General features: G+C 66.6%; 26 protein-coding genes and 1 tRNA gene. 7 read left to right on the top strand and 20 right to left on the bottom strand.

Features of this window, described 5'->3' with window-relative positions; genetic code table 11:
* Positions 1–45 precede the first annotated feature (45 nt).
* From tatA to HDC95_RS03645, 6 genes are read right to left on the bottom strand one after another with little or no spacing between them, the layout of a single operon-like run.
* Positions 46–309 carry a Sec-independent protein translocase subunit TatA gene (gene tatA / locus HDC95_RS03670; RefSeq protein ID WP_259061811.1) on the bottom strand — a complete coding sequence of 88 codons (264 nt, stop codon included), beginning with the start codon at positions 307–309 and terminating at the stop codon, positions 46–48.
* Positions 310–359: 50 nt separating this feature from the next.
* Entirely contained in the window at positions 360–1331 is a 972-nt protein-coding gene (locus HDC95_RS03665; protein WP_259061810.1) for a YafY family protein, read from the bottom strand.
* Positions 1331–2365, bottom strand: coding sequence for a YafY family protein (locus HDC95_RS03660; protein WP_259061809.1), 1035 nt, complete (start codon positions 2363–2365; stop codon positions 1331–1333). Before HDC95_RS03660 ends, HDC95_RS03665 begins: the two co-directional genes overlap by 1 nt.
* Positions 2365–3339 carry an FKBP-type peptidyl-prolyl cis-trans isomerase gene (locus HDC95_RS03655; RefSeq protein WP_259061808.1) on the bottom strand — a complete coding sequence of 325 codons (975 nt, stop codon included), beginning with the start codon at positions 3337–3339 and terminating at the stop codon, positions 2365–2367. The genes HDC95_RS03660 and HDC95_RS03655 overlap by 1 nt, the downstream gene beginning before the upstream one ends.
* A gap of 10 nt (positions 3340–3349) precedes the next feature.
* The gene (locus HDC95_RS03650) at positions 3350–4366 is read right to left on the bottom strand and encodes a tRNA (adenine-N1)-methyltransferase (protein WP_259061807.1); all 1017 of its coding nucleotides are present in this window, start codon (positions 4364–4366) and stop codon (positions 3350–3352) included.
* Positions 4363–5052 (bottom strand): HAD family hydrolase, encoded by a 690-nt coding sequence (locus tag HDC95_RS03645; RefSeq protein WP_396652635.1) that lies wholly within the window; start codon positions 5050–5052, stop codon positions 4363–4365. Before HDC95_RS03645 ends, HDC95_RS03650 begins: the two co-directional genes overlap by 4 nt.
* 90 nt (positions 5053–5142) lie before the next feature.
* Between HDC95_RS03645 and HDC95_RS03640 the strand changes: the two genes are divergently transcribed.
* Entirely contained in the window at positions 5143–5997 is an 855-nt protein-coding gene (locus HDC95_RS03640) for a PAC2 family protein (RefSeq protein WP_259061806.1), read from the top strand.
* On the opposite strand, the gene HDC95_RS03635 is transcribed toward HDC95_RS03640, so the two are convergent.
* Together HDC95_RS03635 and HDC95_RS03630 are read right to left on the bottom strand one after the other, a co-directional pair.
* Positions 5994–6821, bottom strand: a complete 828-nt coding sequence (locus HDC95_RS03635) for an undecaprenyl-diphosphate phosphatase (RefSeq protein ID WP_259061805.1) — start codon at positions 6819–6821, stop codon at positions 5994–5996. The genes HDC95_RS03640 and HDC95_RS03635 overlap by 4 nt on opposite strands.
* Before the next feature lie 28 nt (positions 6822–6849).
* Entirely contained in the window at positions 6850–8145 is a 1296-nt protein-coding gene (locus HDC95_RS03630; protein ID WP_259061804.1) for a M20/M25/M40 family metallo-hydrolase, read from the bottom strand.
* A gap of 110 nt (positions 8146–8255) precedes the next feature.
* On the opposite strand from HDC95_RS03630, the gene HDC95_RS03625 reads away from it, so the two are divergent.
* A tRNA-Leu gene (locus HDC95_RS03625) sits at positions 8256–8338 on the top strand.
* A gap of 70 nt (positions 8339–8408) precedes the next feature.
* Here HDC95_RS03625 and HDC95_RS03620 read toward each other — a convergent pair.
* The 4 genes from HDC95_RS03620 to HDC95_RS03605 form a co-directional block, all read right to left on the bottom strand.
* Positions 8409–8684, bottom strand: coding sequence for a hypothetical protein (locus tag HDC95_RS03620; protein WP_259061803.1), 276 nt, complete (start codon positions 8682–8684; stop codon positions 8409–8411).
* 276 nt (positions 8685–8960) lie between these two features.
* On the bottom strand, positions 8961–9326 hold the full coding sequence (locus HDC95_RS03615) for an MFS transporter (RefSeq protein WP_259061802.1): 366 nt from the start codon (positions 9324–9326) through the stop codon (positions 8961–8963).
* A gap of 39 nt (positions 9327–9365) precedes the next feature.
* The gene (locus HDC95_RS03610; RefSeq protein ID WP_259061801.1) at positions 9366–10466 is read right to left on the bottom strand and encodes a VIT1/CCC1 family protein; all 1101 of its coding nucleotides are present in this window, start codon (positions 10464–10466) and stop codon (positions 9366–9368) included.
* 126 nt (positions 10467–10592) lie between these two features.
* A complete protein-coding gene (locus tag HDC95_RS03605) occupies positions 10593–12335 on the bottom strand; it encodes a DEAD/DEAH box helicase (protein WP_259061800.1) in 1743 nt (580 codons plus the stop codon).
* A gap of 147 nt (positions 12336–12482) precedes the next feature.
* Here HDC95_RS03605 and HDC95_RS03600 point away from each other — a divergent pair, with 147 nt between their 5' ends.
* Both HDC95_RS03600 and HDC95_RS03595 read left to right on the top strand, forming a co-directional pair.
* Positions 12483–13310 (top strand): SGNH/GDSL hydrolase family protein, encoded by an 828-nt coding sequence (locus HDC95_RS03600; protein WP_259061799.1) that lies wholly within the window; start codon positions 12483–12485, stop codon positions 13308–13310.
* A 256-nt stretch (positions 13311–13566) separates the two neighbouring features.
* The gene (locus HDC95_RS03595) at positions 13567–13857 is read left to right on the top strand and encodes a cupin domain-containing protein (protein ID WP_310503225.1); all 291 of its coding nucleotides are present in this window, start codon (positions 13567–13569) and stop codon (positions 13855–13857) included.
* A gap of 29 nt (positions 13858–13886) precedes the next feature.
* Here the strand turns inward: HDC95_RS03595 and HDC95_RS03590 are convergent, their stop codons facing one another.
* Positions 13887–14726, bottom strand: coding sequence for an RNA methyltransferase (locus HDC95_RS03590; protein ID WP_259061798.1), 840 nt, complete (start codon positions 14724–14726; stop codon positions 13887–13889).
* A gap of 85 nt (positions 14727–14811) precedes the next feature.
* Between HDC95_RS03590 and HDC95_RS03585 the strand changes: the two genes are divergently transcribed.
* The gene (locus HDC95_RS03585; protein WP_259061797.1) at positions 14812–15651 is read left to right on the top strand and encodes a Sir2 family NAD-dependent protein deacetylase; all 840 of its coding nucleotides are present in this window, start codon (positions 14812–14814) and stop codon (positions 15649–15651) included.
* Positions 15648–16232 (top strand): histidine phosphatase family protein, encoded by a 585-nt coding sequence (locus HDC95_RS03580; RefSeq protein ID WP_259061796.1) that lies wholly within the window; start codon positions 15648–15650, stop codon positions 16230–16232. Before HDC95_RS03585 ends, HDC95_RS03580 begins: the two co-directional genes overlap by 4 nt.
* Positions 16233–16242: 10 nt before the next feature.
* Here the strand turns inward: HDC95_RS03580 and HDC95_RS03575 are convergent, their stop codons facing one another.
* Genes HDC95_RS03575 through HDC95_RS03555 form a run of 5 tightly spaced genes read right to left on the bottom strand, consistent with a single transcriptional unit; the run spans position 16243 to position 22224 of the window.
* On the bottom strand, positions 16243–17052 hold the full coding sequence (locus tag HDC95_RS03575; RefSeq protein WP_259061795.1) for a CoA ester lyase: 810 nt from the start codon (positions 17050–17052) through the stop codon (positions 16243–16245).
* Positions 17049–17525 (bottom strand): MaoC family dehydratase, encoded by a 477-nt coding sequence (locus HDC95_RS03570; protein WP_259061794.1) that lies wholly within the window; start codon positions 17523–17525, stop codon positions 17049–17051. Before HDC95_RS03570 ends, HDC95_RS03575 begins: the two co-directional genes overlap by 4 nt.
* A gap of 9 nt (positions 17526–17534) precedes the next feature.
* Complete coding sequence (locus HDC95_RS03565) at positions 17535–18686, bottom strand: acyl-CoA dehydrogenase family protein (RefSeq protein ID WP_259061793.1); 1152 nt, start codon at positions 18684–18686, stop codon at positions 17535–17537.
* Positions 18683–20635 (bottom strand): biotin carboxylase N-terminal domain-containing protein, encoded by a 1953-nt coding sequence (locus HDC95_RS03560; RefSeq protein ID WP_259061792.1) that lies wholly within the window; start codon positions 20633–20635, stop codon positions 18683–18685. The genes HDC95_RS03565 and HDC95_RS03560 overlap by 4 nt, the downstream gene beginning before the upstream one ends.
* Before the next feature lie 5 nt (positions 20636–20640).
* Positions 20641–22224 carry a carboxyl transferase domain-containing protein gene (locus HDC95_RS03555; RefSeq protein WP_259061791.1) on the bottom strand — a complete coding sequence of 528 codons (1584 nt, stop codon included), beginning with the start codon at positions 22222–22224 and terminating at the stop codon, positions 20641–20643.
* Positions 22225–22288: 64 nt separating this feature from the next.
* Here HDC95_RS03555 and HDC95_RS03550 point away from each other — a divergent pair, with 64 nt between their 5' ends.
* On the top strand, positions 22289–22876 hold the full coding sequence (locus tag HDC95_RS03550; RefSeq protein ID WP_259061790.1) for a TetR/AcrR family transcriptional regulator: 588 nt from the start codon (positions 22289–22291) through the stop codon (positions 22874–22876).
* A 65-nt stretch (positions 22877–22941) separates the two neighbouring features.
* On the opposite strand, the gene HDC95_RS03545 is transcribed toward HDC95_RS03550, so the two are convergent.
* Positions 22942–24315: a dihydrolipoamide acetyltransferase family protein gene (locus HDC95_RS03545; protein WP_259061789.1), complete on the bottom strand. Its 1374-nt coding sequence runs from the start codon at positions 24313–24315 to the stop codon at positions 22942–22944.
* Positions 24312–25322 (bottom strand): alpha-ketoacid dehydrogenase subunit beta, encoded by a 1011-nt coding sequence (locus HDC95_RS03540; protein WP_259061788.1) that lies wholly within the window; start codon positions 25320–25322, stop codon positions 24312–24314. Before HDC95_RS03540 ends, HDC95_RS03545 begins: the two co-directional genes overlap by 4 nt.

Genomic DNA, 25322 nt, shown 5'->3' with positions numbered 1-25322 from the left:
GTTTGTCACTCGCGGCCGACTTCTTGTCGATCGCGGTCACAGTCGTCAGGGGGTGGTGCCGCTGTCAGACCTGGGTGCAGAAGCGCCCTGGTCCGGTGCCGTCGACGTGTTCGCGACGTCAGCCGAGGCCTGGTCAGCCGAGGTCTGGGCGACTTTTCCGTCGTCTTCCTTCATGGCCTTCATCTCGCCCTTGAAGAGCCGCGCGGACTGGCCCATGCTCTTCGCCAGTGCCGGGAGCTTCGCAGCACCGAAAAGCAACAGGACGACGAGCACGAGTACGAGCAGATGCCAACCGGTCAATCCAGCCATGGTTCCCTCCAGGGATCGGGTCTTCGTGCAGTCTACCTGCGGATGAAGAATTACGGGTGACGGTACAGCGCAAGTCCGGCCGCTGCCCATTCTCGTGTCGCCGCGCGGGCTGTTTCCGGTTGACGCACCTCGAGGTGCCCGCCGAAACGACCTGCGATGCGCTTGATGCCGCGCGGATCAGCAATGGGCACGCGCGCGGTGACGAAACCGCCGCTGTGCTCCGCGTTGTCTGCCCGCACGTAGTCGCCGAGCAGCGGCACCAGCCGTTCGGGAAGGCGGACGGTGACCTCATCGTCGTCCCCGATCGTGCCGAATGCCTCGGGGAGGAGTTCGTCGGCGTGCGTGATCGGGATCTCGGTCAGCTCCGGCTCACTGACTCGATCGAGGTGGAAGGTGCGCATCGCCTCACGAAGGTGACACCAGCCCTGCAGGTACCACTGTCCGCCGGTGATCAGCACCTGGACTGGGTCGACCGTGCGGGTCGTGGCCGGGGCGTCCGGTGCCTGATACCGGAATGACACGGCGACTCCGCGGCTCAGCGCACTGGCGACGGCATCTCGCACCGCATCGACCGTCCCTGGCGCGATGACGACCTCGGCCGGAGCGTTCGCGGACGCGCGGGAGAGCTTCGCCAGCAATCCTGCGACCAGACCCGAATTCGACACTGCGGGCACTGCTGCGACGACCTGCAGGCCGGCCAGGAGCGCGGCAGCCTCTCGTGCGGTGAACCGCGGAACCCGGCGGAGTCCGACGTCGTTGGTGATCTCGATGACGCCTTCTTCATCAAGCAGATCCCAGTTGATGTCGAACATCTCGTGCGGCTGCTGCCAGTATCCGGCGTCGCCGGGAAGGCCGATGACGGTGAGCTTCTCGACCATGCCGCGCATCTCGTCTACCGTGATGCCGAATTCACCGGCAGCTTCTTCGAGCGAGACCTGCCCGCGCTCGAGGAGATAGGGCACCAACGTCAGATACGCACGCACCCGGTCCGATGCGAGGAAGGGTTTCGTCTTCTCGGCCATCAGCGCTCCCCTCCGTCGTGGTGACCAGAAGCGGTGCTGACAGAATCGGCAGAAGCAGACTCGGCATGGGCGGCGATCGTCGCCTCGAGGCGAGCGATCACGGCGTCCTTCAGCACGGCGGGCTCGACCACGCGCACCTCAGGTCCGTACGAGGCGAGCTCATCGGCGAAGATGTGCACATCGACGAACGGCACACTGAAGCCCTGCACCTGCGCAGTCGCACGTCGACCGAGCCGCAGCGCGGCCTCGGTGCCCGGTGTGATCTCGAGCAGAGCGGAATTGCGAGCGGCGACCGCCTCGAGACCCGCCAGCGCGCGCTCCCCCGCACCTTCGCGGAGACCCGCGTCGAACGTCTGCTTCGTCGCGCTCACGTCGCCGACGATGCGGCTGAGAAGAAAAGTGCGCTCGTCATCCGCATCGAGGTCGATGCCATAGACGTGCCAGCGCGCCTCGTAGTCGAGCAGAGCCAGAGGTTCGACTCGCCGGCGACGCGGCGACTCCTCCCCCGGCTTGAGGTAGTCGAACGTGACGACGCGGCAATCCTCGATCGCGCTCTGCAGCGGCGCGAAGCTCGCGTCGCGAACGGTGATCCGCGGCGCGAAGCCGATGATCGGCTCATCGCCGTCGATTCCCAGCGCCCGGATCTTGCGCACGCCCGCCTGCGCGTCTGCCGATGACGACTCCGCACTCCAGACGCTGCCTGCCAGCGTCAGAACGGCGAGCTCGGCGGGGCTGAATTCTATGTCGGAAGGCAGATCGTACTCGGCCTTCGGAATGCGGTATCTGGCCTCGCGGAGATCATTGGGGTCGCCGGGTTCGCCGATCGTCTCGATCGGGACACCGAGCGACCGCAACTCGTCCTTGTCGCGCTCGAACATCTTCTCCAGCGCATCCGCGCGTGTGCCGGCGTCAGCGCGCTGCCGGTAACCGGAGATGTTGTCGAGGATCTGCTGCTTCGTGAGCCCGATCTCCGTGGCCATCAGCGCCACGACGAGATTCGTCTGACGCTCTTCGGGCGGGATCCGGGCAGCCATCACTGTGCTGGAGCCGCGGGCGGATCGATGCCGAGGATGTCGACGACGAACACGAGGGTCGAGTTCGCGGGGACAGCGCCACCGCCCTCTTCGCCATACCCGAGCTCGGGCGGAACGACGATGAGCACCTGCGAACCGACGGTCTGCCCGCTCAGGCCCTGCGTCATGCCCGGAATCAGAGCGGCGAGATCGAATACGGTGGCCCCGCGGTCCCACGACGAGTCGAAGACGGTCTTCTCCGCCCACGTCACACCCGTGTAGTTGACGAGCACAGTGTCGTCGTCTGCGACCTTCTCGCCATCTCCCTTGATGAGGGTCTGCACGACGAGATCGGTGGGAGCCGCGCTGTCGGGGACGATGATGCCGGGGCGGCCGTCATCGGCGCGCACCACAGTCGGCATACCTGCTGCGTCGTTGTACTGGAGGGCGCCTTCAGCCTTCGACGGGAAGACCTTCACGACATCGAAGACAGCCACGACCGGCTCGTCCTCGTCGAGTTCGAAGCCTGCAAGATTCTGCGCGCCGAAGTCTTCCGGCGAGATCACCGAGAGCACGCGGCTGCCTTCGGTGGCGCACTCCAGCGCCTTCCCGAACTCCGGCACCCGCTGCGACCAATAATCAATGCTCACGAGCTGCGCCTGATCCTCATCGAACGCGGTGCCTGCGACGGCTTCTCCGGTCTTCCCCGAGTAGAGCGCGAACTCGAGGACAGCGCTCTGGGTCGGGCTCGTGAGAGCACGGCCAGTGCCGACGACGACGTCGCTGAATGAACTCTTCTGTGCTCCGACCGGAGTGAACAGCTCGACATCCGGCTGGGCGCCCACTTCTCCGGTGATCGTCGCGATGTCGTCGATCCCGCTGGTCGCCGCCGCACGGTCGCACGCGGCGCCGCCGAACGCGGGCGCCGTGGTGCACCCCGTCAGAGCAACGAGGGCGAGGCTGAGTGTGGCCAGAGCGGCAGACGTTTTACGCACGCGTTCCAGTCTATTGGGAACGCTGCTCAGAATCGCGCGATGCGGCGGCACGACGCGCCCCGTCTGCCGCTTTCGTGGCCTCCCGGACGCGCTTACGCAGATTCTTGTCCGTGATATCGCGGTCTCCGACTGCTCCCGGCGTCCACTGCTCGACATCCTCATCGCCGTAACTCGACTTCGACGCACGACGTTTGACCTCGGGCGCGATCGTTCCCGGGGCCAGACGGCGAGCGGTGAGGAGGAATCCGGTGTGTGCGACCATCCGGTGATCGGGACGCACCGCGAGACCTTCGACGTGCCAGCCGCGAACCATCGTCTCGGATGCATCGGGATCGGTGAACAGTCCGGCGCCGCGGATGAACTCGGCGACCCGAGACAGCTGCGTGGCAGTCGCCACGTAGCAGAGCACCACACCTCCCGGAGTCAGGGCGTCAGCGACGACATCCATGACCTCCCACGGTGCGAGCATGTCGAGCACGACACGATCCACCGAACCGGCCGGGAGTTCGGCCGGCAGCGCGTCGAGGAGATCGCCCACCACGACCCGCCACGTGTCGGGTGATTCCCCGAAGAACGTCTCGACGTTGGCTCGCGCGACCTCCGCGAAGTCGTCCCTGCGCTCGAATGACACCAGATTCCCCGTCGGACCCACCGCGCGCAGCAGCGACAGCGAGAGGGCACCCGACCCGACCCCGGCTTCGACAACGGTCGCGCCGGGGAAGATATCCGCCTGCATCACTATCTGAGCAGCATCCTTCGGATACACGATCGCCGCGCCGCGCGGCATCGACATCGCGAAATCGCGCAGCAGCGGGCGAAGCGCCAGGTACTCGTGCCCCGAGCTGTTGGCGACCACCGAACCGTCGGGCAGACCGATCAGATCCCGGTGTCGCAACACGCCGTGGTGGGTGTGCAGCTCGCCGTCTTCGCTGAGGGTGACCGTGTGAAGCCGGTTCTTGGGTCCAGTGAGCTGTACCCGGTCGCCGTCGCGGAACGGTCCGCTCTGGCGTGCAGATGCGACGCTCACCGCAGAACGCCCTCGGTCTGCGCGGCCTTCGTCGAGGCGTACAGGTCGATGATGTCATGGGCGGTCCTGTCCTCGAGCGTGGACCAGAGCGCGTGCGCGCCTGCCCCGTCGAGCGGCACCATGTGCGGAACTCCGAGAGTCACGGCGCCCGATGCTGCGCCGGCACGCACACCGGTCACGGAATCCTCGATCACGACGGCATCCTCGATGTCGATGTCGAGCAGCCCGGCTGCCTTCAGATACGGCTCCGGATGAGGTTTCGGCTGTTCGACGTCGTCCCCTGCGACGATGTGCTCGAAGGCGTCGAACTCGACGAGCTCGACGACGCTCAGAGCCATCCGGCGCAGCGACATCGTCACGAGTGCGGTGCGGATGCCGTTGGCATGAAGGTCTCGCAGCATGGCCTTGGCGCCGGGGCGGAAGGGAACGCCCTGCGTCGCCAATGCCGTGCGCACATCATCCGTGAGCTTGTCGACGATCGCGTCGGGATCCATGTCGACTCCTGCCGCACGGAGCAGCACCGCGCTGTCGAGCAGGCCGTTGCCGACGAGCTGCAGCGCCTGCTCGTGCGACCAGGTTCCTCCGAAGGAATCCACCAGCGCCGTCTCCGCCGCCATCCAGTACGGCTCGGTGTCGACCAGTGTTCCATCCATGTCCCAGAGGACCGCGCGGGGCTTTTGACTCACCGCTCCATGCTAGCCCGGCTGATGTCCCGCACCCGTCTGGCGCGGACTAGCCTGGAGGGATACCCGCGTTCGGGATGGGAGGAGAACTCGATGGATGCACTGGGCAACCGCATCGTCGTCGTCGCGTTCGATGGTTGGAACGACGCCGGCGAGGCGGCGAGCTGCGCGATCGAGATGCTGCGCGAGAGCACCGAGTACGAGCTCGTGCACACGGTCGACCCCGAGTTGTACTTCGACTACCAGTACACCCGCCCGTCGACCAAGATGGACGCCACCGGACGCCGCGATCTGCGCTGGCCTGAGGCGGCGCTGTGGCGTCCTGCCGCACCATCGACGGATCGAACGCCGGAATTCTGGCTTCTCACCGGCGTGGAACCGGCACGCACCTGGCAGGCCTTCGCCAACGAGTTCATCGACGTCGCGCTGCGCGACGATGTCACCGGGTTCATCACACTCGGCGCGATGCTCTCCGATGTTCCGCACACGCGGCCGATCTCGATCTTCGCGTCGAGCGCCAATGAACAGGTCCGTGAATCGCTCGGTCTGGAGCGTTCGTTGTACGAAGGTCCGGTCGGGATCCTCAGTGTGATCGAGCATTTCGCCGAGCGTGCCGGCATCCCGACCGCCAATCTCTGGGCGAGCGTGCCGCACTATGTGGCATCCGCGGCGCCCTCTCCCAAGGCGACTCTCGCGTTGCTCGATCGCCTGGAGGAGCTGACCGGCATCGACATGCCTCGTGAACGGCTGCGCACGGATGCTGCCACCTGGGAGGCGTCGATCGACGCCGCAGCGGCGGATGACGAGGAGATGACCGAGTACATCCATCAGCTCGAGCGCACCCGTGACACCTGGGACTCGCCGGAGGCCTCAGGCGATGCGATCGCGCAGGCGTTCGAGCGCTACCTGCGTCGCCGAGGCGACGGCCCCGGCGACCACAAGCGCTAGCCCGCGATCACTCCCATGCTCAGCAGGATCAGCAGAGTAACGCCGAGCAGGATGCGATAGATCACGAACGGCAGGAAGCTGCGCTTGGAGATCCAGTTCATGAAGAATGCGATGACGCCGAGCGCCACGACGAACGCGATGCCCGTCGCAGCTATGGTCTCACCCAGCGAGAAGTACTGGTCTGGGGCGTCCCAACTCTTGAACAGTTGGAAGAAGCCGCTGCCGAACACGGCGGGGATGGCGAGCAGGAACGCATAGCGTGCGGCGGCCGCCCGCTCGTACCCGAGGAACAGCCCCATCGTGATCGTGCCTCCGGAACGCGAGACGCCGGGGATCAGCGCCAGTGCCTGGGCGAATCCGAACAGGATGCCGTGCGGATAGGTGATCTGGTCGAGCTTGCGGCGCTTCGCGCCGACGTAGTCGGCGATTCCGAGCAGGATGCCGAAGAAGATGAGCATGATGGCGACAACCCACATCGACCGCAGCACGGTCTCGATCTGGTCTTGGAACAGCAGTCCGAGGACGACGATCGGGATGCTGCCGATGATGATCAGCCACCCCATCCTGGCGTCGGGATCGTTGCGCGGGAGCGACCCCGTCAACGAGCGGAACCAATGTCCGATGATGCGCGTGATGTCGCGCCAGAAGAACACCACCACAGCAGCTTCGGTGCCGATCTGGGTGATCGCCGTGAACGCGGCCCCAGGATCCTCGCCAGAGCCGGTGAAGGTGCCGACGATGCGCAGGTGCGCACTGGATGAGATCGGAAGGAACTCGGTGAGTCCCTGGATGACGCCGAGGAACAGCGCTTCGAGCAGGTGCATGGAGGGCCTTCTGATTCAGGGAAGCGCGTCAGTACGTGCGCAGGAGACCGGTCAGAACCTGCTGACCGAAGACAAGTGATTCTAAGGGGACGCGCTCATCGACACCGTGGAACATCCCGGTGAAGTCGAGATCGGCCGGAAGGCGAAGAGGCGCGAAGCCGTAGCCTGTGATCCCGAGCGTGGAGAGCGCCTTGTTGTCGGTGCCTGCCCCGAGCAGGTACGGGATGACCGGCACGCCGGGGTCGTGGCGTCCGAGGCTCTGCACCATGGCATCCACCAGTGCGCCTTCGAACGGCGTCTCCATGCCGATGTCGCGAACGACCGTCTCTATGACGATGTCTTCACCGACGATCTGCTGCAGCTCGGCCAGCACATCGTCCTCCGTACCGGGCAGCACGCGCACGTCGATCAGCGCTACCGCGCGCTCAGGGATCACGTTGTGCTTGTAGCCGGCGGTCAGCGCCGTCGGGTTGGCCGTCGTGCGGAACGTCGAGCTCAGGAATGCTTCAGCAGGACCGGATGCTGCCGCGAGAGCGTCCGGGTCGTCGACGGGGCGTCCGGTGAGCTCGCTGAGTCCCTGCAGCAGCGCTTCTGTCGTGGCGGTGAGCCGGATCGGCCAGCGCGTGCGCCCGATCGCTGCGACGGCCTCGGCGAGCTTCACCACGGCGCTGTCTTCGTGAAGGCGGCTGCCGTGGCCGGCGCGTCCCTTCGCGACGAGACGGATCCAGATCAGGGCCTTCTCCCCCACCTGCAGCAGATACGCGCGGCGATCGTCGACTGTGATGGAGTAGCCGCCGACCTCGCTGATCGCCTCGGTCGCCCCGGCGAACCACTCGGGTCGCTCTTTCACGACGAGCGCCGATCCTTCGACTCCGCCGTTCTCCTCGTCAGCGAAGAACACGAGCACGAGGTCGCGCTCCGGCTGTTCGCCCGCCCGCAGAATCTCCGCCACTGACGTGAGGATCATCGCATCCATGTTCTTCATGTCGACGGCTCCGCGGCCCCACAGCATCCCGTCCCGCACCTCGCCGGCGAACGGATCGACGCTCCAGTCCTCAGCCATCGCCGGGACGACGTCGAGGTGGCCGTGCACGACCAGCGCCGGCTTGCTCGAATCGCGACCGGTCACACGGGCCATGACGTTGGTGCGGCGCGGGATGGGCTCGTAGTACTCGGGCTTCAAGCCGAGGCTCTCCAGGTACGCCCCGACGTACTCGGCCGCCTCGCGCTCCCCCTTGGCATTGCCGCCGCCGAAGTTCGAGGTGTCGATCCGGATGAGGTCCTGGGCGACACGGACGACCTCGGGCAGTTCGGCGTCAGACATGCCCTCAGGCTATCGAACCGGCACGGCACGCCCGGGACGCTCCTCGGTTCGAACGCCCTCCGCCGGCGTGCTATTCTCGATCTTCGGTTGGAGACAACCTTTCATCACCTGCGCGGGTGGCGGAATGGTAGACGCGCTACGTTGAGGTCGTAGTGCCCGTAAGGGCGTGGGGGTTCAAGTCCCCCTCCGCGCACAGAACAGCTCCGGAAGATCCTGGTTCGCCCAGGATCTTCCGGAGCTTTTTGCTTCGCCCCTATTCGCGATCAGGAATCGAGACGTGCAGCGTCCTCATGACGCGCGGTTCGCAACGGAGAGAATCCGACCACCGCTGCGGCTGCGGCGAATATGACTGCCGCGACGCCGAGAGTCAGCGGATAGCCCAAGAAGGTCGCAAGCGAGCCGGCGAGCAGGGCGAGTCCGCTTGCGGCGGATATCGGAGCCACTGCAAGCGCCGCCCACGGAACGATGACGAGCAGGCGGCCCAGCAGAATCGCCCGACGGCGAACACCGTCGCGACGATGCTCTTCCCGACGAACCACACGTGGATGGAGACCGCGAGTGGACAGAGGGTTCGATGCCGATAGGTGTAGCGCATCCCCTCGACGATGTCGTCGCCGATATGGCGCCCGCGACACGAGGCGACGGCGTGGCCTCGTCGACCTTGATCCGGGACTGGAGCACGGCGGACACTGCGTTGATCACGGCACCGAACGCGAACAGGAAAGGCGCACCGAGAAGATTGAGGAGAGTTCCGCCCAGCGCGGGTCCCGCTGTGACCGCCACCGTCTCGCTCTGACCCAACCTCGCATTGGCCATCACGAGGGAGCCGCGAGGGACCAGAAGTCGAGCGCGTCGAGCAGGAGGAGCACCGGGACCGTGCCGAGGACCAGCGCGCGACCGATGCTCGTGATGATGAGAGTCCGCTGGCGCCGCCACGGATCCATGAGCGCCCCGACGATCAGGCCCAGGAAGAGGTAGGGGACCATGCTCAGAGCGCTGAGCACGCCGATCTCGAAGGGAGAAGCGGCGATAACCGTGACGATAAGGATCTGGAATGCCGCGCCCGCGATCGATCCACCGAATGCTCGGATGGTCGTCGCGCTCCAGAACAGCGCGAAGGCGGGGACCGGGAGCACTTCGCTCGCGCGGCCGCCGTCGCCGGAACCGAGTCGATCAGCCACATCGCGCCCCCGCCCAGTGTATGGGTGGCGTCACGCGGATCAGACCGCGCCGACCCCGAAGACCAGACCGAGCAGATAGGTGATCGCGGCGGCGCCGAACCCGATCGCGAGTTGACGCAGTGCGCGGCGCAGCGGCGGTCCGCCCGAGAGAATCCCGACCATCGCCCCGGTGGCAAGCAGCGAGATGCCGACCAGCACGAGAGCCGTGAGGATCGCCGTGATGCCCTGCAGGCCGAAGATCCACGGCAGCACCGGAATGATCGCGCCTGACGCGAAGAGGAGAAAGCTGGAGATCGCGGCCGTCCAATCACGCCCGACGATGTCATGATCGCTGCCGGCCGCGTGAGTGCGGACGGGCGCCGTGGCGGCGCGACGCACGCCTTCCTGCGCGGCCGAGATGATGCGGCGCGACCTCTCCAGAGCCTCGCTCTCGTCCATGCCGCGTGTCCGATACACCAGTGCCAATTCGTTCACGTCGATGTCGAGGTCCCCCGCGGAGTGCGCGGCGTCGTCATTCGCCTCCGTCGAGGCGAGCAGTTCACGCTGTGACCGCACGGAGACGAACTCCCCCGCGCCCATCGACAACGCTCCGGCGAGAAGTCCTGCGATGCCGCTGAACAGCACGAAACTCGATGCCACCCCCGTCGCGCCGATACCGAGCACGAGAGCGAGGTTGCTGACCAGTCCGTCGTTGGCTCCGAACACGGCGGCGCGGAAGGAGCCGGACAGGCGCCTCCGACCACGCGCGGCGAGGCCGCGCACGACCTCGTGGTGGATCTTCTCGTCCGCGCGCATCGCGGGCGTCGCATACTGCTCGGTGTCGTAAGGAGAACGCGCTTCCGCGCTCTGAGCCAGAACGAGCACGAAGATGGAGCCGAATCGCCCTGCCATCCAGGCGAGCAGGCGCGAGCGGATACCGGCTTTCGGGAGCTTGTTCGGCTCTCCCCCGAGCAGATCCAGCCAGTGCTGCTCATGGCGGCGCTCGGCATCGGCGAGGCTCTGCAGGATCTCGCGTTCCTCTCCCGCCTTGCGCCCGGCGAGCTTCTGATAGACCGTCCCCTCGGCGCGTTCCTCGACGAGATATCGTGCCCAACGCCGGCGATCGGCGGCGGTCGGCTCGGCGGCAGCACGCGCTGTCATGAATCCTCCAGTGAGTGATCGGGCAGCTTCAACGGTATCCAGCAGGTGCGGCCGGCATCCCCGGAATCCAGGGATTGCCAGCATTTCGGGGTTCCTAACCCTTCGACGGGCTCAGGGAGCAGCGGGCTACTTGCGCACGCGCTTGCGCAGCACCTCGATGCGCGCCTGCAGCTGTGTCACGGTCGCCTGCGCGACGGCCGGCCCTCCGCATATGCGGCGCAGCTCGGCGTGCACAGCACCGTGCGGCTCTCCCGCCTGCCGGGCGTACAGCCCGACCAGGCTGTTCAGGAGCTGCCGCTGCTCGCGCATCGTGCGGTGCAGCGGAGCCGGCAGCGTCGTGACCGTCTCCGGGCCCGCTTCGGACTCTCGCGCTTCACGCAGCTTCGACTGGCGAGTCTGGCGCTGCATGAGCAGCTCGTGCACGTGCTCGGGCTCGAGGAGTCCCGGGATGCCGATGAATTCCTCCTCCTCGGGGGTTCCGGGTTCGGCGAGCTGACCGAATTCCTGCCCCTCGAAGACGACGCGGTCGAAGTGCGCGAGCGAGGAGATCGCCTGATAGCTGAACTCCTGAGTGAGGGCGTCGGAGGTCTCCTCTTCACGGTTCGCGCTCTCCAGCAGCGAGTCGTCGAGCCCGTCCTCATCCTTGGTCTGACGATCCAGCGCGTGGTCGCGCTGCTTCTCCAGCTCGTTCGCCAGGCCCATGAGCACCGGCACGTTCGGCAGGAAGACACTCGCAGCCTCACCACGGCGTCTGGCACGCACGAAGCGGCCGATGGCCTGGGCGAAGAACAGCGGCGTCGACGACGACGTCGCATAGACACCGACGGCGAGTCGCGGCACGTCGACGCCTTCCGACACCATGCGCACCGCGACCATCCAGCGACTCGTGTCGGCACTGAACCTCTCGATGCGCTCCGAGGCTGCGGCCTCATCGGAGAGCACGACCGTCGGTCGCTCGCCTGTCAGGCTGTGCAGGATCTTGGCATAGGCGCGTGCCACCGTCTGATCGGTCGCGATCACCAAGCCACCGGCATCCGGTACGTGATGGCGGATCTCGGTGAGGCGTCGATCGGCGGCCGACAGAACCGCCGGCATCCATTCGCCCTCGGGGTCGAGAGCAGTGCGCCACGCCTGCGAGTTCACGTCCTTGGTGTTGTCCTGCCCGAGATGGGCCTCGAGCTCGTCGCCGGCGCTCGTGCGCCAGCGCATCTTCCCGGAGTACATGTGGAAGAGCACTGGCCGCACGACGCCGTCTGCCAGAGCACGACCGTAGCCGTAGGCGTAGTCCGTCGAAGACACTCGTCCACCGGATTCGTCGGGCGCGTAGGTGACGAACGGGATCGGTGCGGTATCGCTGCGGAATGGCGTGCCTGACAGCGACAGGCGGCGCTTCGCCGGGCCGTAGGCATCGCGGATCGCGTCGCCCCAGCTGAGGGCATCGCCACCGTGGTGCACCTCATCGAGGATGACCAGAGTCTTGGCGTCTTCGGTCAGGTGGCGGTGCACTGACGACTTCGCGGCGACCTGCGCGTAGGTGACGACGACGCCGTGATACTGACGTGACGGCGCCCAGTGGCTGTTGCGGAAACGCGGGTCGAGACGGATGTGCACGCGTGCGGCGGCGTCGGCCCATTGCGTCTTGAGGTGTTCGGTCGGAGCGACCACGATGATCCGGTTCACTTCGCCCATGCGCAGCAGTTCGACGGCGAGCGTCAACGCGAACGTCGTCTTTCCAGCACCGGGTGTCGCGGCGACGAGGAAGTCGCGCTGATCGCGCTGGAAGTAGATGTCCAGCGCCTCACGCTGCCACGCGCGAAGCTTGTCCGCCGTCCCCCACGGGGCGCGCTGGGGGAAGGACGGAGAGAGCATCGATTCAAGGGTAATCGGTGCCGCAGACACTGCGGCACGCTCGCATGCGGCACCGTCCGCGCGGCCCGCCCCTTTGTTCCGACGGGCGAGTAGGCTCGAAGACTGCGCGGTCGCCGTTCCCGACGCGCACGCTGCGAAGGAGTATCAATGGTCGACGAGGAATCGCCCAGAACGCCTTATGTCGCGAACGAGACCCCGCACCCGTGGCGGCGATTCGTCGCCGTCGGCGATTCGTTCACGGAGGGCATCGGCGATCCTGATCCCGCCGTCCCGGACGGGCATCGCGGTTGGGCTGATCGCGTCGCCGAGGTGCTCGGGCGTCAGGTCGACGGTTTCGCATATGCGAACCTCGCCGTGCGGGGAAAACTCATCGCCCAGATCGTCGCCGATCAGATCGAACCCGCCGTCGCACTGCGCCCCGACCTCGTTTCGATCTGCGCCGGCGGCAACGACGTCATCCGTCCTGGCACAGATCCGGACGCGATCGCCGAACAGCTCGAGGACGCGGTCGCCCGACTGGCATCGACCGGCGCTGCGATCGTCCTCTTCACCGGAATCGACACCGGGTTCACGCCCGTCTTCCGGCGATTCCGCGGCAAGGTGGCGATCTACAACGAGAACATCCGCGCGATCGCGGAGACGCATGACTGCATCGTCGCCGATCAATGGGCGTTGAAGACCGTGCAGGATTCGCGTTTCTTCGACGATGACCGGCTGCATTTCAACGCGCTGGGGCACCACGAGGTGGCCAGAATGGTGCTGCGCGCCCTGAACGTGCCGAACGATCTGCAGGCGCTGCAGCCCGAGCCGCGGCCGGTACGCACGTGGCGCGAGGCCCGTGGTGAGGACCTCGGGTGGGCTCGGGAGCACCTGGTGCCATGGGTGCTCAGGCGCCTGCGACACCAATCCTCCGGCGACCTCATCACAGCGAAGCGGCCGGAGCCAGGACCGATCTTCTTCTCCGACAGCAAGTAGTCGGCGTCGCGGCGATCACCTTGACGCTGCAGCGGTGGAGCCACCGGCGACCCGAACCACAGCGGCCCTGATGTCAGCAGCGGTCGTGATGTCAGCGGTCAGTGGTCTCCGCGAGCGATCGAAGAATGTCGAGGTGTCCTGTGTTCCAGGCGAGTTCGTCGAGTACGTGCGTGAACAGGGTCAGAATGGTGCGCGGGCTGCGGCCCGACACGACGTCGGCGAGATCAAGACCCGTGAGGTTCGATCGTGAGTGCTGATGGATCTGATGACAGTGATCTGCAATGGAGGCGATGCTGTCGGTTTTGCGGTCGCCACATTGCCGCCGGCGAGGTTTCACTCGCACGCTGGACGCGAGCGGCTGTATGTCCTGTCCGGAAGAATTCGGTTGGTGCTCTCAGAGCAGGCGACGGAACTGTCGGCCGGCGAAGCTGCGGAGTTCGATACCCGAGTCCCGCACTGGATCGGCAACGCACTCGACGACATCCCCTCCGAGATCATCGCGATCTATGGAAAGCAGGGCGGCCGGCTGCATCTGGCAGACGTCTGAGACCCGCGGCCGCAGGCCGACGCTCGTGTTCACCTCGTCGCGTGGAAGACCACGGCCGAAGCAGCCGCAACGTTCAGAGAGTCGACGCCACCCATCATCGGAATGGTGACTCTGCGGTCAAGACGGCGGTCGGTCTCGGACGCGATGCCATCGCCCTCAGTACCGAAGATCAGAGCAAGCTTCTCGTGGTCCTCTTCGACCAGCCGGTCAAGCGTGATCGCTCCCTCTCCCAGCGTCATGCCGGCAACGATGTATCCAGCCGCCTGGAGGTCGACTATGCCCGCTGGCCAGTTCTCGATCCTTGTCCACGGCACTTGGAACACCGTGCCCATCGAAACCCGTACCGCACGCCGGTAGAAGGGGTCAGCGCAGCTGGGCGTCACCAGGACCGCGTCCACGCCCAGCGCGGCAGCGTTCCGGAAGGCACTCCCGACGTTGGCGTGATCCGTCAAGCCCTCAAGCACCGCGACACGAGATCGAGCCGTTCTCTGGGACTCCGGGTGAGGTGGGACGAGCTTCACATCGCGCAGCACCTCAGCCACCGTGGGCAGCACAGGCCTGTGCATCGACGCCAGCGCGCCTCGGTGCACGGCGTAGCCGGTGACCCGCTCGGCCATGTCATCCGTCACCAGATAGACGGCGGTGTCACGTCCTGCGAGCACCTGTTCGACCTGCTCGACCCACTTGCGCTGCGTCAACACGGAGCGCGGTGTGTGACCGGCCTGGACCGCGCGCGCGATCACCTTCACCGACTCGGCGATGTACAGGCCGTGCTCGGGCTCCTTCATGCGCCGAAGCGCCGTGTCGGTGAGGTTGCGGTAGTCCGCCAATCGCGGATCCTCGCTGTCGTGGATCAACTCGAGCGGCATGACGACAACTCTGCCACCATCTCGCGGCTCCGACTGGACGTCCCTCACTCTTCGGACACGCCGTAGACTCGCTCGGGGAGGTTCTGTGAGCGTGACGACCGATGCCGTGCTGTCTGCCGGTGTGGAGCAAGCCGTCGACCTCCTCAGGGGTCGCAGGATCGCCGTTCTCACGGGAGCCGGGATATCGACCGACTCCGGTATTCCCGCATACCGCGGCGAGGGTGCGAGGACGCGGGCCGACCCGATGACCGGGCAGCGCTATCTGTCCGACGAGGCCGCACGCCGTCGTTATTGGGTCGGGGGGCACCTCGGCTGGCGCGCTTTCGCCCACGCCGAGCCCAACGCCGGGCATATCGCGCTCGCCGAGATGGAACGAGACGGCATCGCCTCGGGCGTGATCACGCAGAACGTCGATGGCCTGCACCTGCGAGCCGGCAGCAGTCGGGTGATCGAGGTGCACGGCACCATGCGTCGGGTGGTCTGCCTGCAGTGCGGACAGGTCTTCGATCGGCGTGACATCGCGACGCAGATCGAGGAGCTCAACCCGTGGATCACCGTCCCGGAGAACATCGTTCTCAATCCGGACGGCGACGTCGCACCCGAGAGCACGGATGACTTCGTCGTCCCGACGTGCACGGTGTGCGGCGGGATGCTGAAGCCGGATGTGGTGTTCTTCGGCGAGTTCGTGCCTGCTGACCGCTTCCGCGCCGCCGAATCCCTGCTGCGCGCCAGCGATGCCCTCATCGTCGCGGGTTCCTCGCTCGTCGTGAACTCGGGCGTGCGCCTCATCGAGCGCGCCCGTCGCCGCAGCATCCCGCTCATCATCGTCAATCGCGAGCCGACTCGCGCCGACGCTTGGGCGCACGTCACCCTCGCAGGCGGCACAAGCGACGTCCTCCCGGCATTTCTGGAGCTCTTAAAGTGACCTTCATCACCCTCGTCCGTCACGGTCAGACCGATTGGAACCTGGATCGCCGCATCCAGGGCTCGACCGACATCCCCCTCAACGAGACCGGCCGCGGCCACGCGCGAGACGCCGCGGCGATGCTCGCGGGCGCCACGCATCACGCGATCTACGCGAGCCCGCTCGTGCGCGCGCATGAGACGGCGCAGATCATCGCGGGCGCGATCGGGCTCGATGAGCCGGAACTCGTCCCGGATCTTCGCGAGCGTGAGTTCGGCGAGGCGGAGGGGATGCTCGTCGCGGACTACATCGACCGCTATGGGGACTGGCATGCCGAAGTCCCCAGGGCCGAGAGCTTCGATCAGGTGGGACAGCGTGCGCTCGCCGCTCTCGATGTGATCGCCCGCGCATCGCGTCGCCGTTCCGCGCCGGTCGCGGAGTCGATCATCGTCGTCGCCCACGGAGGTGTCATTCGCGCACTGCTCGATCATGCATCCGGCGGCACGATTCCCCCCATCGGCGTACCGCTGGCGAACGGATCCCTGCACCGCTTCGAAGCGGCCCCTGGCATCCTTCGGCTGCTGGAGACCGTCACCGCCTGAGCGAGTCGATTCAGCGCCCGGCGCGCGCGATCACCGAACGAGCGTGACGCAGCACGGGCTCATCGACCATCTGCCCGCGGAAGCGGAAAACGCCTCGCTCACCGTCCGCCGCAGCCAGCACGGTTTCCGCCCAGGACAAGGTCTCGGCATCCGGCAGATACGCCTCGCGGATGATCGGCACCTGACCTGGATGGATGCACGCCGTGGCGTGGAAGCCGGAAGCCACGGCATCCGCGGCTTCCGCCGCCAGTCCCTCAGCATCATCGAGGTCGATGTGCACCGCGTCGATTGCCGCTTTGCCGCGCGCTCCTGCCTCCACGAGCACCCGCGAACGCGCGTACCGCGCGACATCCCGGTAGCGGCCGTCCCGCTGTCGACTCGACGTTCCGCCGAGGGATGCCACCAGATCCTCCGCGCCCCACATGAGTGCGACGACCCGATCGTGCGCGGCGAGCCGGTCTGCCGCCGCGACGCCACGCGCCGTCTCGCACAGGGCGATCAGCGAGAACCTCTCGTCGAAGGCATCCAACGCCGTGGGATCCTCCGCCTTCGCGACCATGACCGTGCGGAACTCCGTGTCGGCCAGCGCCGCGAGGTCACTTGTGAAATCACCCGTGTCGGGCGCATTCACACGCACGATCACGCGTTCGGGTTCGACAGCAGCGTCGATCAGGCTGTCGCGTGCCGATGCTTTGTCGGCGGGTGCCACGGCATCCTCGAGGTCGAGGATCACGGCATCGGCGCGCTCGAGCGCCTTCGAGAAGCGCTCCGGTCGATCCGCAGGGCAGAAGAGCAGCGCGGGTCCGAGGTCGAACGTCATGAATCGCCTCCAGGGACACAGAGCATCAGAACCGTCCGCGCTGCGGTTGCGACGACGACGCCATCCTGATTACGACCGGTGTGAGCGATCGTGCAGATGCCCTGCCCCGGTCGCGATGACGACGGCCGCTTCTCGGTCACGATGCTCTCGGTGTAGAGCGTATCGCCGGCGAACAGCGGATGCGGAAATGCGATCTCGCCCAGCCCGAGCTGCGCCACGAGCGTGCCCTGCGTCAGCTGCGCGACCGAGGAACCCACCATAGTCGACAAAGTCCACATCGAGTTCATCAGGCGCTGTCCGAACTGCTGATCGGCGGCGAATGCGGCGTCGAGATGCAGTGCCTGCGTGTTCATGGTCAATGTCGTGAAGAGCACATTGTCGGCCTCGGTCGCAGTCCGTCCGGGGCGATGCAGATAGCGCGCGCCGACCTCGAACTCCTCGAAGTAGAGTCCGCGCTGGAGGATGTCCGTCATGCTGACACGCTACCCGGCAAGGCCCAGCGCCCGCGCGATCACGAGCAGCTGCACCTCGGTGGTGCCCTCGCCGATCTCGAGGATCTTCGAATCCCGGTAGTGCCGCGCCACGGAGAACTCGTTCATGAACCCGTTGCCGCCGAAGATCTGCGTCGCATCCCTGGCGTTGTCCATCGCCGCATCTCCGGCGACGAGCTTCGCGATCGCGGATGCCTCGGCGAACGGCTTCCCTGCATCGCGGAGCCGTGCCGCGTGATGCCAGGCGAGGCGAGCCGTGTGCACGCGGGCGCGCATGCGGGCCAGCGTGAACTGCGCGTTCTGCCTCGTGCTCAGGGCGCTGCCGAAGATGGTGCGGCTCTTCGCGTAGTCGACCGCGGCTTCCAGGCACCCCTCCGCTGCGCCCGTGGAGAGCGCGGCGATCGCGATGCGGCCTTCATCGAGGATGCTGAGGAAGTTGCCGAATCCGCGACCCTCTTCCCCGAGCAGGTTGTCCGCCGGGACTCTGGCTCCGTCGAAGGTGAGCGGATGGGTGTCGGATGCGCGCCAGCCGACCTTGTCATACGGCGCCTCGACAGTGAATCCGGGCGTGCCGTTCGGCACGATGATGGTCGAGATCTCCTTGCGTCCATTTCGGATGCCGGTGACAGCGGTGACCGTCACGAAACGGGTGATGGGCGTGCCGGAGTTGGTGATGAACTGCTTGGTCCCGTCGATCACCCATTCATCGCCATCGCGACGAGCGGTGGTGCGCGTCGCGCCGGCGTCGCTGCCGGCCTCGGGCTCCGTGAGCCCGAAGCCCGCGAGAGCACGACCGGCGAGCAGATCGGGCAGGTACTCGGCCTTCTGCGCGTCATTGCCGAAGCGGAAGATCGGCATGGCGCCGAGGCTCACGCCGGCCTCCAGCGTGATCGCGATCGACTGGTCCACTCGTGCGAGGGCCTCGATCGCGAGTCCGAGGGCCATGTAGTCGCCGCCTTGCCCACCCAGTTCCTCGGGGAAGGGAAGCCCGAACAGCCCCAGCTCCCCCATCTGGCGGACGACGTCCATCGACAGGGTGTGCGTGCGGTCAGCCTCGTAGGACTGCGGCGCGACAACGGTGTCGGCGAACTCGCGCACCATCGTGGCGAGTTCGACCTCTTCTGCGGTGAGATCTTCGATCATGCAATTGCTCCTTTTGGGGTGTCGTTCGACGTCGTCCCTGCGGTGGATGTCACGAGTGCGACGGCCTGGCCGCGCTTCGCCTGGTCTCCGACCGCCATCAGCAGGTGCACGGTGCCGTCGTGCGGGGCGGGAACCGGATGCTCCATCTTCATGGCCTCGATCGAGACCAGTGGCTGACCTGCAGTCACGATCGCGCCTTCCTCGACATGCACCGCGACGATGCTCCCCGGCATCGGGGCGCGTGCCTCCGGATGAGTCTCCATGCTGGTCGGATGCTGGGCGTCGAGACGGAGTCGCATCCGCTGCCGGCGATCCACGGGGCGAAGACGGGCGGAGTGGCCGTGTTCACTCACCCAGATCGCTCCATCGGCATCCGTCGCCGAAGCGAGGCTTGTCCGCGCATCCGCTGCTGCCTCGACGAGCTCGTCCGTGTCGGTGAGGAAGGCGACCGCGCGTGAGCCGGCGTCCGTGAGGGCTGCCCAGACTCCGCCCGAACGTCGAAACAGCACCTCCTGTGCGAGACGGGCTCCGCCACGCCCTGTTTCACGCTGCAGCTCCTGTTTCGCGGCGGCGATCATCGATGCGGACGGCTCAGCGGCCTGCACAGGCAGCAGCGTCTCGATCAGCCCTGTGTCGAGGTCGCCGCTGACGACCCGCTCGTTCGTGAGCAGTTGCCGCAGGAATGCGATGTTCGTGTCGACGCCGAGCACGACGGTCTGTGCCAGCGCCCGATCCAGGCGCGAGAGTGCCGTCGCACGGTCGGGGCCGTAGGCGATCACCTTCGCGATCATCGGGTCGTAGAAACCTGTGACGTCGCTGCCTGTCTCGATCGCGGCATCCACCCGCACGCCGCGCGGCTCGGCGAAGTGCAGAATGCGGCCCGTGGAGGGCAGGAAGTCTCGTTCGGGTGATTCCGCGTAGATACGGGCCTCGACAGCATGCCCGCTCACCGTAGGCGGCGCCGGAAGCGCACCGCCGGCGGCGACGTCGATCTGCAGTGCCACGAGATCGAGCCCGGTGACCGCTTCCGTCACCGGATGCTCTACCTGCAGCCGCGTGTTCATCTCGATGAAGAAGAAGTCATCCGGCGCATCCGCATCGATGAGGAATTCGACCGTGCCGGCGCCGACGTACGACACGCTCTCGGCCGCACGAACCGCCGCCTCGAACAGCCTCCCGGTGAGACCGTCGGGCAGACCTGCGGCCGGTGCCTCCTCGATCACCTTCTGATGGCGTCGCTGCAGAGTGCACTCGCGCTCACCCAGCGCGATGACCGTGCCGTGGCTGTCACCGAACACCTGCACCTCGATGTGGCGGGGGCGACGGATGAGCCGCTCCAGTATGAGTGCATCGTCGCCGAACGCCGCCTTGGCGACACGGCGGGCGGATGCCAGCGCTGCGCCGAGTCCGCTCGCATCCGAGACGACCTCCATGCCTTTGCCGCCACCACCGGCGCTGGGCTTGACCAGCAGCGGGTAGCCGACCTCATCCGCACGACTCGCGATCTCGGCATCCGACAGTCCCTGCGCAGTGAAGCCCGGCACCACCGGCACTCCGCGTGCGGCAACGTGGTCGCGCGCCTTCGCCTTGTCGCCCATGATCTCGAGGGCCTCGATCGAAGGCCCGATGAAGATGATGCCTGCTCGCGCACAAGCCTCGGCAAGAGCGACGCTCTCCGAGAGGAACCCGTAGCCGGGGTGGATCGCGTCCGCGCCACTCCGCAGCGCGGCACCGAGCACGGCGTCGACGACGAGGTACGACTCCGCTGCTGGCGCGCGGCCGATCAGGACGGCGTCATCGGCCTCGCGAACATGAGGTGCGTTGGTATCGGCCTCGCTGTACACCGCGACGCTGCGCAACCCGTGCTCCCGCAGCGTGCGGAGGATGCGGCGCGCGATCTCGCCGCGGTTGGCGACCAGAACTGTCGTCATCGTCTTGGAATCGTTCATCTGATTCACATCCTGAACACGCCGAAGCGCGGCTCTGGCAGTGGACTGCGGGCGACGACGTCGAGTGCGAGACCCAGCAGGTCTCGTGTCTCGTCCGGATCCACGATGCCGTCGTCCCAGAGCCGTGCGGTGGCATAATAAGGCTCGCCCTGCGTTTCATACTGTTGACGGATCGGCTCCTCGAACGCGGTGCGCTCATCGGCGCTCCAGCTCTCGCCACGGGCGGTCAACTGGTCATCCTTCACCGTCGCCAGCACGGATGCCGCCTGGTTGCCGCCCATCACCGAGATGCGGCTGGCCGGCCAGGTCCACAGGAATCGGGGCGAGTAGGCGCGCCCGCACATCGAATAGTTGCCAGCGCCGAAGGATCCGCCGATGATCACGGTGAGCTTCGGCACCCGTGTCGTGGCGACCGCTGTCACCATTTTCGCGCCGTCCTTGGCGATGCCGCCGGCCTCGGCATCGGAGCCGACCATGAACCCCGTGATGTTCTGCAGGAAGAGCAGCGGGATGCCCCGCTGATCGCACAACTCGATGAAGTGAGCGCCCTTGAGCGCCGACTCGCTGAAGAGCACACCGTTGTTCGCGACGATCCCGATCGGATGCCCGTGCAATCTGGCGAAACCGGTGACCAGCGTCGTGCCGTACTCGGACTTGAACTCGCGGAAGGAGTCGACGTCGATGAGGCGATCGATCACCTCGTGAACGTCGTATGCGGCATTCACGTCGACGGGGACCACGTCGTAGAGGCTGGGCTGATCAGCCGGTGGACGGGATGCCGATATCTCCCACGCCGGCGCGAACGGAGCGGGAAGGGTCGCGACGATGTCGCGAAGGATCTCGAGGGCGTGCTCGTCGTCTTCAGCCAGGTGGTCAACGACGCCGGAACGCCGCGCGTGCAGCTCGCCCCCGCCGAGATCCTCCGCGCTGACGATCTCTCCGATCGCCGCCTTCACCAGCGGAGGGCCGCCAAGGAAGATCGTGCCCTGCCCGCGGACGATCACCGTCTCGTCGCTCATCGCGGGGACGTATGCGCCACCGGCTGTGCAGGATCCGAGCACCGCTGCCAGCTGCGGGATGCGCTCGGCGCTCATCCGCGCCTGGTTGAAGAAGATGCGGCCGAAATGCTCGCGGTCGGGGAAGACCTCATCCTGCTTCGGCAGGAACGCGCCGCCGGAGTCCACAAGATAGAGACAGGGAAGCCGGTTCTCCAGCGCGATCTCCTGTGCCCGCAGATGCTTCTTGACGGTGAGCGGCAGATAGCTCCCGCCCTTGACCGTCGCGTCATTGCAGACGACCATCACGTGTCGGCCGTGCACGAGCCCGATGCCTGCGATCACCCCGGCACCGGGGGCCTCTCCCCCGTACAGCCCATGTGCGGCCAGCGGAGCGACCTCGAGGAACGGGCTGCCCTCGTCGAGCAGTCGGGTGATCCGCTCCCTCGGCAGCAGCTTGCCTCGCGACACGTGACGCGTGCGGGAGGCTTCAGGGCCGCCGAGCGCGGCGGCAGCGCGCCGCTCGCGCAATTCAGCGGCGAGCATCTCCTGGGTGACCGGCATCGCGGTGTCCTCCTTGACTCGCAGTGGCATTGAACAGGGATTCTCGGTTACTGTTCACTAACCAATCATTTTAGGTTAGCGAGCATTAACTGAGATGACAAGCCCCCCGACAGCGCGTGATCGCGCCAAGGCAGAACGCGCGGACTCCCTGCTGAACGAGGCCGCGCGCCTCTTCGCCGAGCGCGGCTACTCCGGCGTGAGCTTGGAGGACATCGGATCCGCTGTGGGCGTCTCCGGCCCTGCGGTGTACCGCCATTTCTCGGGCAAGCAGGCGCTGCTGGGCGCTGTTCTCGTCAAGGTCAGTGAAGACCTCGTCAGCGGCGGGAGCCGCGTCGCCGCGGCGGCGTCCGACGATGAGGGACGGATGCTGGCTCTCATCGACTTCCACGTCGACTTCGCGCTCACCCACGCCGACGTCATCCGCGTGCAGGATCGGGATCTGGCACACCTGAGCGACGAGGACCGCGCCGAGGTCCGCCGGCTGCAGCGGACATACATCGACCTGTGGATCTCGGCGCTCGCGCCGCTGCACGACGCGCCATCCGACGAGCTGCGGTTGCGTGTACAGGCCTGTTTCGGCCTCATCAATTCCACTCCGCACAGCACACGCAGCGCGAGTCGATCGAAGAAGTCGACGGCGACTATCCTCACGTCGATGGCGCACGCCGCCCTGACCTCCTGAGAGGCCTGAGGTCTTCGACAGGCTCACCGACCGGGCTGCCGGTGGATGAGCCTGCCGAAGAGCCTTCATCGCAGCAGCATCGCGCGACCGGGCTCCTCGAGGATGTCGGCGACGTCCTTGACGAACCTGGCTCCCTCCGCGCCGTCGACGACCCGGTGATCGAATGACAGGCTCAGCGTCATCACCTGGCGGAGCGCGATCTCTCCCCTGTGCTCCCACGGCATGCGTCGCACGGCGCCGACCGCGAGGATTCCGGACTGTCCTGGAGGCAGGATCGGAGTGCCGGCATCGATCCCGAAGACGCCGATGTTGGTGATCGAGAACGTGCCACCGGCGAGCTCTGCAGGCGAGGTCTTCCCTGATCGGGCGGTCTCGGTGAGCGCACGTAGCGCATCGGCGAGCTGCGTAAGCGTCATCTGATCCGCGTCACGGATGTTCGGCACGATCAGGCCGCGCTCCGTGGCGGCGGCGATGCCGAGGTCCACATAGTGCGGCTGAACGATCTCACCGGCGGCGTCATCCCAGCGCGAGTTGAGACCCGGTGTGCGGCTGAGGGCGAGGCACACGGCCTTCGCCACGACCGCCAGCGGCCCGATCCGATGCTCGGACAGCGCACGGTCATCGCGCAGGCTCGCGATCAGATCCATGGTCGCGGTGACGTCGACCGTGTGGAAGGTGGTCACGTGCGGCGCGGTGAAGGCGCTCTGAACCATCGCCGCTGCCGTGTGCTTGCGGACTCCCCTGATCGGGATCCGAGTCTCCCTCTCCCCGGTGGAGACGGCTGCCGCGGCCTCAGGAGTGCGCGGCTCCGCTGTTGCCGCCGGGCTGCCCACCCGCTCGAGATATGCGTCGATGTCGTCACGAGTGATCACACGATCACCCACCTCGGCTGCGACGAGCACGATGTCCACTCCTGACCGCTTCGCATATGCGCGCACGGGAGGCGTCGAACGCGGACGCTCACCCACCCGAGCGGTGGCGGCAGACTCCGGTAGAGCGTCGTGAGGTGCTGCTTCCAACACAGCGGTGTCGGCGGCGACGTCGACACGTGCGGCCCTCCGCGCTCGTCGCGCCGGGCGGGTTCCCTTGGCAGGCGCCGCGCCGTATCCGACGAGGTTGGGCGGCGTCTTCTCCTCGCCTGCCGATGACGCGGCGTCCGAGGTCGCGGCATCCGGAGCCGCGGCATCCGGCGTTTCCGCGCCTGCCACGTCGAAAGCGATCAGCGGCGCACCGACGGCGACCGTCTCGCCGGCCTCGGCGTGCAGCGTCGACACGATGCCATCGAACGGAGACGGCAACTCGACCACCGCTTTCGCCGTCTCCACTTCGGCCAGCGTCTGGTTCAAAGTCACCGTGTCGCCGGGCGCGACCAGCCATTGCACGACCTCGGCCTCGGCGAGCCCCTCGCCGAGGTCGGGCAGGTGGAATTCCTCGATCATGATTCGGCTCCCGTCAGGCTGTTCGGCCGATCGAGAACGCGGTCGACCGCGTCGAGTATCCGATCAAGATCAGGGAGGTGGAACTTCTCCAACTTCGCAGGAGGGTACGGCACATCGTGTCCGGTGACACGCAGCGGCGGAGACTCCAGAGACTCGAAGCAGCGCTCCGTGATGCTCGCGATAACCTCTGCCGCGACACCTGCCTCGCGGGAGGCCTCGTGCGCGACGACGACGCGGCCGGTGCGGCGCACCGATGCCGCGACGGTGTCGTAATCCACCGGAGAGATCGAACGAAGGTCGATGACCTCCAGCGACACTCCGTCGTCTTCGGCAGCCGACGCCGCATCCAGCGCGGTCGAGACCATGGCGCCGTACGTGATGATCGTGGCATCCGATCCCTCGCGAAGGACACGCGCGACGCCCATCGGCGGTGCATCGGCAAGTGACGCATTCAGGTCGACGTCACCCTTGTGGTGATACAGGCGCTTCGGCTCGAAGAAGACGACCGGATCGTCCGAGGCGATCGCCTGCTGCAGGCAGCGATAGGCATCCTGCGGATTCGACACGGTGACGACGCGCAGCCCCGCCGTGTGCACGAAGTACGCTTCCGGCGATTCCGAGTGGTGTTCGGCAGCGCCGATTCCGCCTGCCCAGGGAATCCGGATGGTGATGGGCATCTTCACGCGCCCCTGAGTGCGGTAATGCAGTTTGGCGACCTGCGAGACGATCTGATCGAACGCCGGGTACACGAATCCGTCGAACTGGATCTCCACGACGGGACGATATCCGCGATACGCGAGACCGACGGCGGTGCCGACGATCCCGGACTCCGCGAGGGGCGTGTCGATCACGCGTGTGGCGCCGAACTCGTCCAGGAGCCCGTCGGTGATGCGGAACACGCCACCGAGCTTGCCGATGTCCTCACCCATGAGCACGACCTTCTCGTCGTCGCTCATCGCCTTGCGCAGTCCGGCGTTGAGGGCCTTGCCCAGTGTCATCTCCGTCAT

The organism is Microbacterium sp. AK031, assembly GCF_024807145.1.
Classification (GTDB): domain Bacteria; phylum Actinomycetota; class Actinomycetes; order Actinomycetales; family Microbacteriaceae; genus Microbacterium.
This window is presented reverse-complemented; position numbering and strand designations above follow the sequence as displayed.

What these genes read in the sequence shown, in the direction of transcription:
- HDC95_RS03610 (WP_259061801.1), bottom strand. Translation starts at nt 10,466, where the DNA reads ATGACAGCGCGTGCTGCCGCCGAGCCGACCGCCGCCGATCGCCGGCGT.
- HDC95_RS03660 (WP_259061809.1), bottom strand. Translation starts at nt 2,365, where the DNA reads ATGGCTGCCCGGATCCCGCCCGAAGAGCGTCAGACGAATCTCGTCGTG.
- HDC95_RS03550 (WP_259061790.1), top strand. Translation starts at nt 22,289, where the DNA reads ATGACAAGCCCCCCGACAGCGCGTGATCGCGCCAAGGCAGAACGCGCG.
- HDC95_RS03635 (WP_259061805.1), bottom strand. Translation starts at nt 6,821, where the DNA reads ATGCACCTGCTCGAAGCGCTGTTCCTCGGCGTCATCCAGGGACTCACC.
- HDC95_RS03630 (WP_259061804.1), bottom strand. Translation starts at nt 8,145, where the DNA reads ATGTCTGACGCCGAACTGCCCGAGGTCGTCCGTGTCGCCCAGGACCTC.
- HDC95_RS03575 (WP_259061795.1), bottom strand. Translation starts at nt 17,052, where the DNA reads ATGACGTTCGACCTCGGACCCGCGCTGCTCTTCTGCCCTGCGGATCGA.
- tatA (WP_259061811.1), bottom strand. Translation starts at nt 309, where the DNA reads ATGGCTGGATTGACCGGTTGGCATCTGCTCGTACTCGTGCTCGTCGTC.
- HDC95_RS03565 (WP_259061793.1), bottom strand. Translation starts at nt 18,686, where the DNA reads ATGATCGAAGATCTCACCGCAGAAGAGGTCGAACTCGCCACGATGGTG.
- HDC95_RS03590 (WP_259061798.1), bottom strand. Translation starts at nt 14,726, where the DNA reads ATGCCGCTCGAGTTGATCCACGACAGCGAGGATCCGCGATTGGCGGAC.
- HDC95_RS03595 (WP_310503225.1), top strand. Translation starts at nt 13,567, where the DNA reads ATGGATCTGATGACAGTGATCTGCAATGGAGGCGATGCTGTCGGTTTT.
- HDC95_RS03600 (WP_259061799.1), top strand. Translation starts at nt 12,483, where the DNA reads ATGGTCGACGAGGAATCGCCCAGAACGCCTTATGTCGCGAACGAGACC.
- HDC95_RS03640 (WP_259061806.1), top strand. Translation starts at nt 5,143, where the DNA reads ATGGATGCACTGGGCAACCGCATCGTCGTCGTCGCGTTCGATGGTTGG.
- HDC95_RS03540 (WP_259061788.1), bottom strand. Translation starts at nt 25,322, where the DNA reads ATGACGGAGATGACACTGGGCAAGGCCCTCAACGCCGGACTGCGCAAG.
- HDC95_RS03545 (WP_259061789.1), bottom strand. Translation starts at nt 24,315, where the DNA reads ATGATCGAGGAATTCCACCTGCCCGACCTCGGCGAGGGGCTCGCCGAG.
- HDC95_RS03555 (WP_259061791.1), bottom strand. Translation starts at nt 22,224, where the DNA reads ATGCCACTGCGAGTCAAGGAGGACACCGCGATGCCGGTCACCCAGGAG.
- HDC95_RS03570 (WP_259061794.1), bottom strand. Translation starts at nt 17,525, where the DNA reads ATGACGGACATCCTCCAGCGCGGACTCTACTTCGAGGAGTTCGAGGTC.
- HDC95_RS03560 (WP_259061792.1), bottom strand. Translation starts at nt 20,635, where the DNA reads ATGAACGATTCCAAGACGATGACGACAGTTCTGGTCGCCAACCGCGGC.
- HDC95_RS03665 (WP_259061810.1), bottom strand. Translation starts at nt 1,331, where the DNA reads ATGGCCGAGAAGACGAAACCCTTCCTCGCATCGGACCGGGTGCGTGCG.
- HDC95_RS03605 (WP_259061800.1), bottom strand. Translation starts at nt 12,335, where the DNA reads ATGCTCTCTCCGTCCTTCCCCCAGCGCGCCCCGTGGGGGACGGCGGAC.